This is a genomic window from Umezawaea endophytica (genome assembly GCF_025061645.1).
Taxonomy (GTDB): domain Bacteria; phylum Actinomycetota; class Actinomycetes; order Mycobacteriales; family Pseudonocardiaceae; genus Umezawaea; species Umezawaea endophytica.
On record NZ_JANYMP010000054.1, the window covers coordinates 1 to 14,256 of the forward strand.

Annotated in this window: 10 protein-coding genes and 1 pseudogene; 5 read left to right on the top strand and 6 right to left on the bottom strand. The window is 71.5% G+C overall.

What is annotated here, in order from left to right:
- The 3 genes and pseudogenes from NZH93_RS48750 to treZ all read left to right on the top strand — a co-directional run.
- Nucleotides 1-903 (top strand): annotated as a pseudogene (locus NZH93_RS48750) (glycogen debranching enzyme); the annotation flags it as partial.
- Nucleotides 900-3,110, top strand: a complete 2,211-nt coding sequence (gene treY, locus NZH93_RS48755; protein WP_259630214.1) for a malto-oligosyltrehalose synthase — start codon at nucleotides 900-902, stop codon at nucleotides 3,108-3,110. The pseudogene NZH93_RS48750 and the gene treY, both read left to right, overlap by 4 nt.
- Nucleotides 3,107-4,867, top strand: a complete 1,761-nt coding sequence (gene treZ / locus NZH93_RS48760) for a malto-oligosyltrehalose trehalohydrolase (protein WP_259630215.1) — start codon at nucleotides 3,107-3,109, stop codon at nucleotides 4,865-4,867. The genes treY and treZ overlap by 4 nt, the downstream gene beginning before the upstream one ends.
- Here treZ and NZH93_RS48765 read toward each other — a convergent pair.
- Nucleotides 4,807-5,307 (bottom strand): ANTAR domain-containing protein, encoded by a 501-nt coding sequence (locus NZH93_RS48765; protein ID WP_259630216.1) that lies wholly within the window; start codon nucleotides 5,305-5,307, stop codon nucleotides 4,807-4,809. The genes treZ and NZH93_RS48765 overlap by 61 nt on opposite strands.
- A gap of 273 nt (nucleotides 5,308-5,580) precedes the next feature.
- On the opposite strand from NZH93_RS48765, the gene NZH93_RS48770 reads away from it, so the two are divergent.
- Entirely contained in the window at nucleotides 5,581-5,757 is a 177-nt protein-coding gene (locus NZH93_RS48770) for a CsbD family protein (RefSeq protein WP_259630217.1), read from the top strand.
- Nucleotides 5,758-6,701: 944 nt separating this feature from the next.
- On the opposite strand, the gene NZH93_RS48775 is transcribed toward NZH93_RS48770, so the two are convergent.
- Nucleotides 6,702-7,532 carry an oxidoreductase gene (locus NZH93_RS48775; protein ID WP_259630218.1) on the bottom strand — a complete coding sequence of 277 codons (831 nt, stop codon included), beginning with the start codon at nucleotides 7,530-7,532 and terminating at the stop codon, nucleotides 6,702-6,704.
- 95 nt (nucleotides 7,533-7,627) lie between these two features.
- Between NZH93_RS48775 and NZH93_RS48780 the strand changes: the two genes are divergently transcribed.
- Nucleotides 7,628-8,188, top strand: coding sequence for a TetR family transcriptional regulator (locus NZH93_RS48780; RefSeq protein ID WP_259630219.1), 561 nt, complete (start codon nucleotides 7,628-7,630; stop codon nucleotides 8,186-8,188).
- 3 nt (nucleotides 8,189-8,191) lie between these two features.
- Here NZH93_RS48780 and NZH93_RS48785 read toward each other — a convergent pair whose 3' ends face one another.
- From NZH93_RS48785 to gabT, 4 genes are all read right to left on the bottom strand, one after another.
- Nucleotides 8,192-10,186, bottom strand: coding sequence for a hypothetical protein (locus tag NZH93_RS48785; RefSeq protein WP_259630220.1), 1,995 nt, complete (start codon nucleotides 10,184-10,186; stop codon nucleotides 8,192-8,194).
- An 85-nt stretch (nucleotides 10,187-10,271) separates the two neighbouring features.
- Nucleotides 10,272-11,273 carry a LacI family DNA-binding transcriptional regulator gene (locus NZH93_RS48790; protein WP_259630221.1) on the bottom strand — a complete coding sequence of 334 codons (1,002 nt, stop codon included), beginning with the start codon at nucleotides 11,271-11,273 and terminating at the stop codon, nucleotides 10,272-10,274.
- Nucleotides 11,274-11,524: 251 nt separating this feature from the next.
- Nucleotides 11,525-12,952 carry an aldehyde dehydrogenase family protein gene (locus NZH93_RS48795; protein WP_259630222.1) on the bottom strand — a complete coding sequence of 476 codons (1,428 nt, stop codon included), beginning with the start codon at nucleotides 12,950-12,952 and terminating at the stop codon, nucleotides 11,525-11,527.
- Nucleotides 12,949-14,244 (bottom strand): 4-aminobutyrate--2-oxoglutarate transaminase, encoded by a 1,296-nt coding sequence (gene gabT, locus NZH93_RS48800; RefSeq protein WP_259630223.1) that lies wholly within the window; start codon nucleotides 14,242-14,244, stop codon nucleotides 12,949-12,951. Before gabT ends, NZH93_RS48795 begins: the two co-directional genes overlap by 4 nt.
- Nucleotides 14,245-14,256: the final 12 nt, after the last annotated feature.

Here is a 14,256-nt window from a genome sequence, read left to right on the forward strand (position 1 = left end):
GTCCGCGACTTCTGGCGCGGTGAGCCCGCGACGCTCGGCGAGTTCGCGTCGCGCATCACCGGGTCGTCCGACCTGTACAAGGACGACGGCCGCAGGCCCTACGCGTCGATCAACTTCGTCACCGCGCACGACGGCTACACGCTGAACGACCTGGTGTCGTACAACGACAAGCACAACGACGCGAACGGCGAGGACGGCCGCGACGGCGACAACGACAACCGCTCGTGGAACTGCGGCGTCGAAGGCCCGACCGACGACGAGGAGATCCTCGCGCTGCGGGCGCGCCAGCGGCGCAACCTGCTCGCGACGACGCTGCTCTCGCAGGGCGTGCCGATGCTGCTGCACGGCGACGAGTTCGGCCGCACCCAGCAGGGCAACAACAACGCCTACTGCCAGGACAACGAGATCTCCTGGGTGGACTGGACGCTGGCCGAGGAGAACGCGGACCTCATCGCCTTCACCGGCGCGCTGACGGCGTTCCGCAAGCAGCACCCGGTGCTGCGCAGGCGCCGCTTCTTCGCGGGCAAGCCGATCCGCAGCGGCGACGACCTCCGCGACATCGCCTGGTTCACGCCCTCCGGCGAGGAGATGACCGAACAGGACTGGGACTCGGGCTTCGGCCGCTGCGTCATCGCCTTCCTCAACGGCGAGGGCATCCCGGACCTCGACCAGCGCGGCATGCGCGTCGTGGACGACTCGTTCCTGCTGGCGTTCAACGCCCACCACGAGGACATCGCGGTGACGCTGCCGGACGAGAGCTACGGTCCTCAGTGGACCGTCGTGGTCGACACGGCCACCGGCGCGGTCCAGATCCCCGAACTGGGCGAGCCCATCGACGCGGGCGGCGAGCTGACGCTCGTGGCGCGCTCACTGGTGGTGCTCCAGCGGACGGGCGGCGAATGACCGAGTCCACTTCGGCCCCGACGTCCACCTACCGGCTCCAGCTCCGACCGGGCTTCGGCTTCGCCGAGGCCGCCGAGGTGGTCGACTACCTCGAACGGCTCGGCGTCGGCGCGGTCTACGCGTCCCCGGTCCTCGACGCCGCACCGGGTTCCACGCACGGCTACGACGTGGTGGACCCGACCCGCGCCCGGCCCGAACTGGGCGGGGAGGAGGGGCGGCTGGCGCTGAGCGGGAAGGTGTCCGCCGCTGGCCTCGGGTTCGTCCTCGACATCGTCCCCAACCACATGTCCGTCGCCGAACCGGAGGCGGACCCGTGGTGGTGGGACGTGCTGAAGCACGGCCAGGAGTCCCGCTACGCCAAGTACTTCGACATCGACTGGGCCGCCGGTCCGGTGCTGGTGCCGATCCTCGGTGACGAGGGCGAGCCGACGACCGAGGGCGACGTGGTCACGTACTACGACCACCGCCTGCCGGTGTCGGAGCACTACCGGCTCGTGCACTGGCGGCGGGCCAACGAGGAGCTGAACTACCGGCGGTTCTTCGACATCACTACGCTCGCCGCGGTGCGCGTCGAGGACCCGGAGGTCTTCGAGGCCACGCACGGCGAGGTGCTGCGCTGGGTCGCGGCGGGCCAGGTGACCGGCCTGCGGGTCGACCACCCGGACGGCCTCGCCGACCCCGGCGGGTACTTCCGGATGCTCAAGGAGCGGTCCGGCGTCTGGATCGTGGCGGAGAAGATCCTCGGTGTCGGCGAGCCGCTGCCGTCGAGTTGGCCGGTCGAGGGCACCACCGGCTACGACGCGCTGCGCGAGGTCTGCGGGATCTTCGTCGACCCGAGCGCCGAGGAGCGGTTCACCGCGCTGGCCGCCGAACTGGGCCAGGAAACGGACTTCGAGGCCGTCGAGCACACCTGCCGCACGCTCGTGACGGACTCGATCCTGCGGGCCGAGGTCCGTCGGATCGGGGCACTCGTCCAGGGCGTCGACCAGGCGGACGCCGAGGCGGCCGTCGCGGGCGTGATGGTCAACTTCCCGGTGTACCGGTCGTACCTGCCCGAGGGCGAGCGGAACTGGGCGACGGCGGTGTCGAGGGTGAAGGGCGCCGAGGCGCTGGACGAGCAGGTCCGCGCGGACCCGACCGGCGAACTGGCGACCAGGATCCAGCAGACGTCCGGCATGGTCGTCGCCAAGGGCACCGAGGACACCGCGTTCTACCGGTACACCCGGTTCGCGGCGCTCAACGAGGTCGGCGGCGCGCCGGACCGCTTCGGCGTGCCCGTGGAGGAGTTCCACACCCTTGCGGCGCAACGGGATTCGGCGCTGCCGGAGTCCATGACGACACTGTCCACCCACGACACCAAGCGTTCCGAGGACGTGCGGGCCCGGCTGGCCGTGCTGTCCGAGCTGCCGGACGAGTTCGGCGGCCTGGTGCGGGAGTGGACGAAGCGCCACGGCATCGACGAGCCGTCGCTGAACCTGTTGGCGTGGCAGACGATCGTGGGCGCGTGGCCCATCGGCCCCGAACGGCTGCGCGACTACCTGGACAAGGCCGCGAAGGAGTCGAAGCTCCGCACGACGTGGGTCGACCACGACGAGGAGTTCGAGGCCGCCGTGGCGGCGTGGCCGGGGCAGGTGCTCGGTGACGCGGTGACGCGGGGCGAGATCGAGGCGTTCGTCGGCCGGATCCGCGGCGCGGGCTGGTCGAACGCACTGGGCCAGAAGCTGGTGCAGCTCACCGCTCCCGGCGTGCCGGACGTGTACCAGGGCACCGAGCTGTGGGACCTGTCGCTGGTCGACCCGGACAACCGGCGGCCCGTCGACTACGCGGTCCGGCGCGAGCTGCTGGCGCGGATCGAGGACTGGTGGCTGCCGGAGGTCGACGAGACCGGGGCGGCCAAACTCCTGGTGGTGCAACGAGCCCTGCGCCTGCGCCGGAACCGGCCTGAGCTGTTCCGGGGCTACCGCCCGCTGCCCGCCGAGGGCGTCGCGGCCGACCACCTCGTGGCGTTCCACCGGTCACCGGACCTCGTGGTCGTCGCGACGCGGCTGCCGCTGGGCCTCGCGGCCGCGGGCGGCTGGCGCGACACCGTGCTGCCGCTGCCGCCGGGGGAGTGGACGGACGTGCTGAACGGGCGGGAGGCGGGCACGTCGGTGGCGGGCCTGCTGAAGCGGTACCCGGTCGCGCTGCTGGTGCGGGAGACCTCGTGACGTTCTCCGTGTGGGCTCCCAAGGCGGAGCGGGTCCGCGTGCGCGTGGACGGTGTCGAGCACGCCATGGCGGCGGGAGCCGAAGGCTGGTGGTCCGCCGCCGTCGACGGCACGGACTACGCGTTCCTGCTGGACGACTCCGACGACGCGCTGCCGGACCCGCGGTCGGTGTGGCAGCCGGACGGCGTGCACGGACCGTCGCGCCGGTACGACCACTCGGCGTTCGGGTGGACCGACGGCGGCTGGACCGGGCGCGCGCTGCCCGGCGGGGTGGTCTACGAGCTGCACATCGGCACGTTCACCCCGGAAGGCACGCTGGACTCGGCCATCGGCAAGCTCGACCACCTGGTGGACCTCGGCGTCACGCTCGTCGAGGTGCTGCCGGTGAACTCCTTCGACGGCACCGCGGGCTGGGGCTACGACGGCGTGCTGTGGGGCGCGGTGCACGAGCCCTACGGCGGTCCGGACGCGTTCAAGCGGTTCGTGGACGCCTGCCACGCCAAGGGGCTCGGCGTGCTGCTCGACGTGGTCTACAACCACCTCGGGCCGTCCGGCGCGTACCTCGACCGGTTCGGCCCGTACTTCGCGGGCCAGAACGACTGGGGTCCAGGCCTCAACCTCGACGGCTCCGGTTCGGACGAGGTCCGCCGGTACGTCGTCGACAACGCGCTCGGCTGGCTGCGGGACTTCCACGTCGACGGGCTGAGGCTCGACGCCGTGCACGCGCTGCTGGACCGGCGCGCCACGCACCTGCTGGAGGAGTTGGCCGTCGAGGTCGACGCTCTTTCGGCGGGTGTCGGGCGGCCGTTGACGCTGATCGCCGAGTCGGACCTCAACGACGCGAAGCTCGTGACGGCTCGTGAGGGTGGCGGGTACGGGTTGCAGGCGCAGTGGTCGGACGACCTGCACCACTGCCTGCACGTGGCGCTGACGGGGGAGACCCACGGCTACTACGCCGACTTCGCCGAGCCGGGCGCGCTGGCCAGGACGTTGCGCGAGGTGTTCTTCCACGCGGGCACGTGGTCGTCGTTCCGCGGTCGCACGCACGGCCGTCCGGTCGACACGCGGGTGCTGCCCGGCTACCGGTTCCTGGCGTACCTCCAGAACCACGACCAGATCGGCAACCGCGCCACCGGCGACCGGATGTCCGCGACGGTGTCACCGGGTCTGCTGGCGTGCGGCGCGGCGATCGTGTTCTGCTCGCCGTTCACCCCGATGATCTTCATGGGGGAGGAGTGGGCCGCGAGCACGCCGTGGCAGTTCTTCGCGTCCTTCCCGGACCCGGAGCTGGCGAACGCGGTCCGCACCGGCAGGCGCCGCGAGTTCGGCGCGCACGGCTGGGGCGAGGCCGAGGTGCCGGACCCGATGGACCCGGCGACGGTCGAGCGGTCGAAGCTGCTGTGGGCCGAGGCGGACGAGCCGGGGCACCGCGACGTGCTCGACCTGTACCGGTCGCTCATCGCGCTGCGCCGCGCCCACCCCGAACTGGCGGATCCCCGGCTGGACGAGTTCTCCGTCGAGCAGATGGGGACCGTGCTGCTCCTGCGCCGCGGCGACCTGCGGCTGGTGTGCAACCTCGGCGCCACCGCGGTCACCCAGTCGCTGGACGTCGCGAGCGGCTGGGTGCTGCTCGCGTCCGGCGACGTGGCGTTGGTGGACCAGGCGATCAGGCTGCCCGCCGAGTCGTTCGCGGTGGTTCAGGCGACCGGCTCGTCGTCCAACCAGCCCACGTCGGCGAGCCGTTCAGCCAGGAGCTGACCGGCCAGCGTCAGCTCGTCGGCCAACTGTCTTCGCACGTCGGCAGGCGCACCGTCCAGGCGGTGCGCCGCCTCGTGCGCGGCCACGAGCTGCCGCGCCGCCTCCACCACGTCCGCACCGGGCCACTGCGCCTCTTCCGCCCGTTCGTGCGGCTCGACCGGCAGGTGCACCGACCGCACCGCCTGCCGCGGCCCGAGTTCACCCGCGAGGTCGACGAGCTTCACCGCGATCGAGTGAAGCTTCACGTTGTGGTGCTGCGACATCCGGACGAGCAACTGGAAGCCCTGCTGCGGGGTGAGGCCCTGGACGGCCGCGATCAGACCCGTGGCCTGACCGATCACCGTGCGGGTCTGCAACGCCTTGCGCAGGCCCGCGACCTCAGCCTCAAGGCCGGCGATCCGCGCGCTCAGCGGATCCACCTGACCGTCATCCCCGACCACGGTCGGGCTCCTCTCACACGTCGGGACACGGAAGCCATGCCAGAACGCGCGGGAGACGGCCAGCGGAAAGCTCAGGCAAGCCCACCGCGCGACGTCGGCACACTGCCGTCGTCCCTCGCTGACACGGGTGCCCTCCGGAGAGGACACCCGATGGCTTGCGGCTGGCTTTTCAACCGCTAACGATCACCGTAGTACACCGGTCGATCGCTGTTTACCTCCGGTCACCGCGGGTACCCGAGGTCCAGACCAACCGTCGAGTGGAGAGGATCGGTCATGGGTGCCGAGGACAAGATCAGCAACAAGGCCGAGGAACTCAAGGGCCGCGCCAAGGAAGCCGTCGGAGACGCCACGGACAACGAGCAGTGGCAGGCCGAAGGCCGCGCGGAGCGCGCCAAGGGTTCGCTCAAGCAGGCAGGCGAGAAGGTCAAGGACGCGTTCCGCAAGGACTGATTTTTAGGGTTGATTGCTAGGGCTGATCGTTTTTGGGGTGAAGTGCTGAGGTGGAGCGCCGTCGACACCGTTCTGTGGGGACGGGGTTGGCGGCGTTTTGCTGTGTGGGGGAGGGGATGGCGCTTAGTTGTGGGTAACCCCTGGCTTGCAAGTCGCCTGGTCTCCCCCCGCTCGCGCAATTGTCGTCATGGCCGACCACATCTTGTCAAGGCGGGAAAGATGCCTTGACAAGATGTGGTCGGCCATGAGGGCGCTTGGGATCGGGGGGCAGGGTGGGGGCTGAGCCCAGAGCCCTGGATCTGCGGCAACGTCGTGGGTGGGTTGCATGCCAAAGGTGGTCGGCCTGGTGGGTGATCGCGTCGGGAGGTGGTGGGTGGGTTTTCACACGAAAGGGGAATGGGAGCCAAGGTGCTCCAGCGTGGTCGAGCAGCAGGCAATCCCAAGGTGGCTGCATCGACATTTGAAGGCGGTCTGGTCGCCGAGCGGTCCCGGGTTGTGGGTGGCTCCAGGCTGTTCAGTCACTTGGTCGAGCAGGTTCGAATCAACTGGGTGCCGCTGGTCGCTCAAGTCGGTCGGCCATCCAGGTCGCCCGCCCGCTGAACGCCCGCTCGGGGTAGCGGGTCACCGACCCCGCCCACGGCCACTCATCCAGCGCCCCGATCACAACCAAACCGGTCCCGGAAAAGGGACGACCCCCGGACCGTTTACCCGCACGAGGTGCGGGCCGAGCTGGACTGGGCTCGGGGTGCCGGGGGTCGGGTGCCTGCCTGGGACTCGCCAGGCCGCTCCGGAAAGGGTCCCTAACGGGCGGTCCTAGCGGACGGACACCTCACGAAAAGTCCTGTAGCTATACAACTTCGGACCACCTCCTTCCTCGTGTAAGACCAAACTAAGCGCGAATCCCAGACCCGGCAACGGATATGGCCCACGTCACACCTCACCCATCAGGCGTAGTCCGTTGACCTGCTGGTTTCCGCCCACGCCTCTGCTTCCCGCGCTCGATCGGCCCCGGATTCGAGTGCGAACCGCAGTGCGTCCGAGCCGAGCAGCAGTCGCAGTGGCGGGTCGGCCAGGTCGACTATCCCGACGATCGCTTCGGCTGCCCGAACCGGGTCGCCGGGTTGGTTCCCGTCCGCTGCCACGCGGTACCGGTGCAGTGCGCCCACTGTCGACTCGTACTCCGGTCCGACCGGCCCTAGGCGCATCGAACTTCCGCCCCACTCCGTTCGGAAGGCTCCCGGTTCGATGATCGTCACTTTCACCCCGAACGGCGCGACCTCGTTGTGCAGCACCTCGGAGAAGCCCTCCACCGCGTACTTCGCCGTCTGGTACGCGGCCATGCCGGGGGTGCCGCCGACCCGGCCGCCGATGGACGAGAACTGCAAGAAGTGCCCCGACCGCTGTTCCCGCAACACGGGCAGCGCTGCCTTCGTCACGTTCACCACCCCGAACAGGTTCGTCTCGACCTGCGCGCGGAAGTCGTCGTCCGGTGTGTGTTCGATCGGCGCGGAGTTCGCGTAGCCCGCGTTGTTCGCGACCACGTCCAACGAGCCGAACGCCTCCACGGCCGTGCGCACGGCCGAGGCCGCCGCGGCGGGGTCGGTCACGTCTAGTGCGGTGGTGCGGACGTGGTCGCCGTACTTCGCCGTGAGGTCGTCCAGGTCGGCGGGGTTGCGGGCGGTGGCGACGACGTTGTCGCCGTGTTCCAGCGCGGCTTTCGCCAGTTCCCGGCCTAGTCCGCGGGAGCTGCCGGTGATGAGCCAGGTCTTGGCCATGATCGCCTCTTCTTGTAACCGACCGGTTGGATACTTCCAGGGAACGCCTCGGGCCGGCGTCTGTCAACCGACCGTTTGGTTGCTAACCTCACCGGGTGATCCGAGACGCTGAGCGCACCAGGAAACGGCTGTTGGAGGCCGCGACGGCGGAGTTCGCCGAGGTGGGGATCGCGGGTGCGCGGGTGAACCGGATCGCGGAGGTCGCGGGGTGCAACAAGGCGATGCTGTACGCGTACTACGGCAGCAAGGACCTGCTGTTCGACGCGGTGTTCACGGCGCACGTGGCGGAGTTCCTGGAGCGGGTGCCGTTCGACGCGCGGGATCTGCCCGCTTACGCCGGGCGGTTGCACGACCACTTCGAGGAGAACCCCGCCGCGCAGCGCCTGGCGGTCTGGTACCGGCTGGAACGGCCGGGCAGCGCGCACCTGGACGCCGTGGTCGACATCAACCGGACCCGGCTCGACGAGGTGGCGCGGGCGCAGGCCGACGGGGTGCTGGCGGACCACTACCCGCCCGCCGCGCTGCTCGCGCTGGTCCAGGCCGTGAGCACGTCGTGGTCGTCGATGAACCCGGAGTTCGAGGTGTTCGCGCCCGCGGACCGGGAGCGCCGCCGGGCCGCCGTGGTCGACGCGGTGCGACGGCTGACCGCTCCCTGAGCGTCAGGTCCGGTCCCACGCGCCTTCGGTGCTGGGGCTGGTGAGCCACTCGACGTTGAGCGGGTACGCCGCGCCGCGCGAGTCGCGGAGCTTGCGGCACAGGTCCTCCTGGCGGGCGGCCAGTTCCCGCACGACCTCCAGCGGCGAAGCGTCGGCGTCCGGGCCGGTGGCGTTGCGGTACCAGTTGCCGAGGACCTCCAGGGTGAAGTCGACGACCATGAGCCCGCCCAGGCCGAGCACGACGTCGCCCGAGGCCTGGAAGACACCGGAGTGCAGGGCCAGGTTCCGGGCGCTGTAGAGCGCGTCCAGCAGGGAGCGCATGCGTTCCTGGGTGGTCACCAGCCAGCGGGCGCAGTTGCCCGCCGACGCGAGCCTGCCCTGCCAGTCGGTGACCTGGCGGGCGGCGAGCGGTGCGACGTGCGGGAGCAGGTCGTGGACGGCCGTGCGCGCGGCGCGCAGTTCGGGGGTGTCGGGGGAGCGCGCGGGTAAGAGGACGTCCACCCAGCCGTTCACGTCGAGCAGGTACTTGTGGTCGTCCAGGGTGGCGTACTCACCCACGACCGCGAGGGGTTCGTGCAGCACGACGTCGAGCGCGCCCTGGCGGTCCAGCGCGTCCTCGTGGCGGGTCTCGGCGGCGGCCAGCGCGGCGCGCAGGCGGCTCAGCTCGGGGTGGTCCGGGGCGCAGCGGTCGATGGCGCGCCGCAGGCTCAGGACGCGGCGGTTCGTGGTGCCGACGCGGCTGCGCGCGTGCTTGGCGGACGCCGTCACCGACTGGTGCAGCAACTGGTGCGCCTCGACCACCTGCTGGCGCATCGCTTGTAGCGCCAGGACTCCGGCGAGCTGCGACGCCTTCTCGTTGACACCGCACGCTTCTAGCGCCGCCCACGACAGGGCGGCCGCGGTGAGCGGGGAGTCGGTGGTGCGGGCCAGGTGCGCCATGCGCAGGCCCTCGCGCAGGCCGCGGGGCCAGCGCTGCACGAGCGGGTACGCGCGCTGCACGGTGGAGCGGCGCGGGGTCAGCTCGTCGCTGCGGACGGTGCCCGCGCGGGTCACGAGCATGCGCGGGTCGAGCGAGATGGTGAGCAGGCGGTGGCCCGCCACGTACTGGTCCAGCAGTTCGGTGACGCGACGGCGGGCGAGGCGGCCCGCGCTGGCCTTGTCGACCGCGTCCACGTCGACGGCCACGACGCACGTGGTGGACGTCGAGGGGACGGTGGCCAGGAACTGGCGCAGGCGGTCGCGGGCCGGGCCCCAGCCCAGCTTCTCCGGCCTGCCCGCCGACCACTGGCGGGCGGTCGGGTCGAGCGCGGACAGGCCGGACAGCTCGCCCGCGCCGTGCACGACGCACGCCACGTGGTGGCGCACGCGGTCCGGGTGCAGGGTCGACCAGATCGCGGCGGGGTCGGCGCCGTGCTTGGCGAGGGTGTGCGTCAGCTCCTGCTGGAGCGCGTCCGGGTCGCGGTCGGTGGCGGCCACCAGGCACGCGACCTCGTCGCTGACCTGGTCGAGCCTCGCCCACCTGGTCGGCGTGGTCGTGCTCGCGTGCCACGAGTCCAGGAACAGCGTCCACAGCAGCTTCGGCAGCTCGGCGATGAGGGTGTCCAGGCGCGCGGCGAACGCGGCGGCCTCGGCCCGGCTCTGCTTGTCGTCGCGGTAGACGCCGACGTACTCCACGATCTCCGCCAGCGTGTGCGTGAAGTGCACCAGCGGCTGGTGCCCGGTCGCCGTCGCGGCGCGCTGCACGGCGGCGGCCGCGTTGAGGCACAACGACTTGAGCAGCCTGCCCTTCGGCTGGCCGAGGACGCTGTAGCTCAGCAGCGCGGCGTGGGTGCGGGGCAGTTCGGCGGCCAGCCCGGCCAGCGTCGAGGAGTGCTGGCTCAGCAGCGTGGCGGGTTCGACCGAGCGGATCACCCGTTGCAGCAGGTAGGTCTGCTCGCGCAGCGCCCCGCTGGTGCGGAGTTGTCCCAGCAGTTCCGGGTCGAATCCGCTGAACGTCACCCACCCAGCGTAGTCGTGCGGCCCGCGGGTCGAGGGCGCCTCCGGAGGCGGAGTCCGGGGGTGCCCGAGCGGTGGTCGGAGGTCTTCAGAGCCGGGCTGGGCCGGCAGGTGGAGCGGTGGTAGCCCGGATGACCAGCGCGGTCGGAAGTTCCCGGATGGGGGATCTCGTGACGCGGTCGGCGTTGTCGAGCTGCTCGAGCAGGAGTTCGACGGCGGCGCGGCCCGCGAGTTCGGCGGGCATCGTCACGGTCGTGAGGGGACGGCCGCACATCGCGGCGTACGGGATGTCGTCGAAACCGGTGACGCTGATCCGCTCCGGCACGGCCACGGCGAGTTCCGCGAGTCTGGCGAGGACTCCCAGCGCCATGAGGTCGTTGTAGGCGATGATCGCCGTCACCCCCGCCGCCAGCGCGGCGTCGACGCCCCGCGCGCCGCCCTGGAACGTCGGTTCGTACGGCCCCAGCTCGTGCAGGGACACCCCGGTGCGGCACGCGGCCTCCCGGAGCCCGGTGCGGCGGAACTGGTTCGACCAGGCCCGCACAGGCCCGTTCAGGTAGGCGCAGTGCCGGTGCCCCAGCGCGGCCAGGTGCTCCACGACGGCCGCCATGCCCGCCGCGCTGTCCATCAGCACCGACGGCACGCCGGGCAGCGCGCGGTTGACCAGCACCATCGTGGTCAGCGTCGACAGCTCGGCCAGCGTCTCGTCGTCCAGCGCCGACGCGCACACCACCACGCCGTCCACCTGGCGGGCCATCGTGCGGATCAGCTCCTCCTCGGTGACGGCGTCCTGGCCGCTGTCGCAGAAGAACACCGAGTTGCCCGACTCCCGCGCTCTCGCCTGCACGCCGAGCAGCACGGAGGGGAAGAACGGGTTGCCGAGGTCCGGGACGACGATGCCCAGGTTGCCGGTGCGCCCGGTGATCAGGCTGCGGGCGGCGGGGTTGGGCTGGTAACCCAGTCCGCGCACCACTTCCAGCACGCGTTCCCTGGTGTCGGCGCGGACCAGGTCCGGTGCGCTGATCGCTCGCGACACCGTCGACACCGACACCCTTGCCTGGCGTGCGACGTCCCTGATGGTGACCGGCACGGCGGCTCCTCTCGTCGTGGCGGCCATGCAGGATGCACACGGATCCGGCGGGGCGTCAAGATCGGGGAACCAAGCCTGTGGAGCACACCAGGTTCGTAAATCTGGGAACGCCTCGGACCTTTGAGGGATCCTCACGAGGTGGGTGCTACCAGCGGGTATTCGTTGGCGGGACGGGGCGGGTCGCGTTGCGTGGTTAAACAGTTTCGAGTTGGAGGTGGGTGGCGCCGCTGGGGGTCGGCGCCACCCACGGGTCAGAAGGTCAGGCCCGTCAGCACCAGCACGCGCTGCTCGGTCAGGTCGTCCATCGTCGACCGGACGCCCTCGCGGCCGATGCCGGACTCCTTCACGCCGCCGTAGGGCATCTGGTCCGGCCGGAAGCTCGGGACGTCGCCGACGATCACGCCGCCCACCGCCAGCTTCGCCGACGCCAGGAACGCGGTGCGGACGTCGTGGGTGAACACGCCCGCCTGGAGGCCGAAGCGCGAGGCGTTGACCTTGTCGAAGGCCTCCTCCACGCTGTCGACGACCTGGAGCACGACCACCGGGCCGAAGACCTCCTCCGCCACGACCTTCGCGTCCTCCGGGACGCCCGACAGCACGGTCGGCGCCACGGTCGAGCCGTCCCGGCCGCCGCCGGTCAGCAGGGTCGCGCCCGCCGCGACGGCGTCGGACACCCACGACTCGACGCGGTCCGCGGCTTGGCGGTTGATCAGCGGTCCGACGTCCGTGGTCGGCAGGGCGGGGTCGCCGGTGCCGAGCTTGTCCACGTGCGCCACCACGGCCGCCGCGACCTCGTCGTAGACCGCGCGGTGCACGTAGACCCGCTGCACGGAGATGCACGACTGGCCCGCCTGGTACATGGCGAACGTGGCCAGGCGCTGCGCGGCCCAGTCGATGTCCGTCCAATCGGGACAGACGATGGCCGCCGCGTTGCCGCCCAGCTCCAGGGTCACGTGCTTGCGCGGCACCCGGTCCAGGATGCCGAAGCCGACCGGGCCGGAACCGGTGAACGTGACCACCGGCAGGCGGGGGTCGGTGACGAGCTCGGCGGCGACCTCGTTCGGCACCGGCAGCACCGACCACGCGCCCGCGGGCAGGTCGGTCTCGGCCAGCAGTTCGCCCAGCAGCAGCGCCGTCAACGGGGTCGCGGGGGCGGGCTTGAGGATGATCGGGGCGCCCACCGCGATGGCCGGGGCGACCTTGTGCGCCACCAGGTTCAGCGGGAAGTTGAACGGCGCGATGCCGAGCACCGGGCCGCGCGGCACCCGCCGGACGAGCGCCATGCGCCCGCTCGCCGTCGGGTCGGTGTCGAGCCGCTGCAACTCGCCGGAGAAGCGGCGGGCCTCCTCGGCGGCCCAGCGGAACGTCGAGGCCGCCCTGGTCACCTCGACCCGTGCCCACTTGACCGGCTTGCCCGCCTCGGCGGTGATCAGCGCCGCGATCTCCTCGGCGCGCTCCAGCAGCCGCCGGGACACGTGGTCGAGCGCGGCGGCGCGGGCGTGGGCCGGGAGCACGGCCAGGTCCGGCGCCACCGCCTCGGCCGCGGCCACCGCGCGTTCCACGTCGGCCGCGGTCGCCTGCGACGTCGTGCCGACCAGCGCGCCGTCGAACGGGCTGTGCACGGCCAGTTCGGCGGCGCTCGTCGTCGCGGAACCCGCGACCCAGTACGGCGTCGTCACCCCGCCACCCCCAGGATCGCCTGTTCGAGGACGTCCACGCCTTCGGCCAGCAGGTCGTCCGGGATGACCAGCGGGGGCAGCAGGCGGATCACGTTGCCGTAGGTGCCGCACGTCAGCACGACCACACCCGCGGCGTGGCAGGCCTTCGCGACCTGGCTCGCGATCTCCGGCGTCGGCTCGGTGAACTCGATCGCCAGCATCGCGCCACGACCTCGGATGTCGCCGATCAGATCGGTCTTCTCCGCCAACGCCTTCAGTCGGGGCAGCACGGTCTGCTCGATGCGGCGCGCGGCGGCGGAGAGGTCGCGTTCGCGCATGGTGCGGATCGCGCCCAGCGCGGCGGCGCACGCGACGGGGTTGCCGCCGTACGTGCCGCCCAGCCCGCCGACGTGGACGGAGTCCATCAGGTCGGCGCGGCCGGTGACGGCGGCCAGCGGCAGGCCGCCCGCGATGCCCTTCGCGGTGGTGACGAGGTCCGGCACGACGCCCTCGTGGTCGCTGGCGAACCAGGAACCCGTGCGGCAGAAGCCGGTCTGGATCTCGTCGGCCACCAGCAGCGCGCCGGTGGCCGTGCACCACGCGGAGATTGCGCCCAGGAACCCCGGCGCGGGCACGACGAAGCCGCCCTCGCCCTGGATCGGCTCGATCAGCACGCACGCCACGTTGGCCGCGCCGACCTGCTTCTCGATCAGGTCGATCGCACGGGCGGCGGCCTCGGCGCCGGTCAGGCCGCCGTCGCGGTACGGGTACGACATCGGCACCCGGTGCACCTCGGGCGCGAACGGCCCGAAACCCTGCTTGTAGGGCATGTTCTTCGACGTCAGCGCCATCGTGAGGTTCGTCCGGCCGTGGTAGGCGTGGTCGAACACGACGACGGCCGTGCGGCCGGTGGCGTGCCGGGCGATCTTGACGGCGTTCTCCACGGCTTCCGCGCCGGAGTTGAACAGCGCCGAGCGCTTCTCGTGGTCGCCGGGCGTCAGCTCGTTGAGCGCCTCGCACACCTCGACGTAACCCTCGTACGGCGTGATCATGAAGCAGGTGTGGCTGAACCGGTCGATCTGCGCGTGCACGGCCTCCGCGACGGCGGGCGCGGGGTTGCCCACGCTCGTCACGGCGATGCCCGAGCCCAGGTCGATGAGCCGGTTGCCGTCGACGTCGACCAGCAGGCCGTCCTCGGCGGACTCGATGTAGAGGTGGAGGGTCGACCCGATCCCCGAGGCCACCGCGCTCGTGCGGCGCGAGGCCAGTTCCAGGGACCGCGGTCCGGGCAGTGCGGTGCGCAGACGCGTCATGGCTCCAGCATG

What these genes read in the sequence shown, in the direction of transcription:
- treY (WP_259630214.1), top strand. Translation starts at nt 900, where the DNA reads ATGACCGAGTCCACTTCGGCCCCGACGTCCACCTACCGGCTCCAGCTC.
- NZH93_RS48770 (WP_259630217.1), top strand. Translation starts at nt 5,581, where the DNA reads ATGGGTGCCGAGGACAAGATCAGCAACAAGGCCGAGGAACTCAAGGGC.
- NZH93_RS48775 (WP_259630218.1), bottom strand. Translation starts at nt 7,532, where the DNA reads ATGGCCAAGACCTGGCTCATCACCGGCAGCTCCCGCGGACTAGGCCGG.
- gabT (WP_259630223.1), bottom strand. Translation starts at nt 14,244, where the DNA reads ATGACGCGTCTGCGCACCGCACTGCCCGGACCGCGGTCCCTGGAACTG.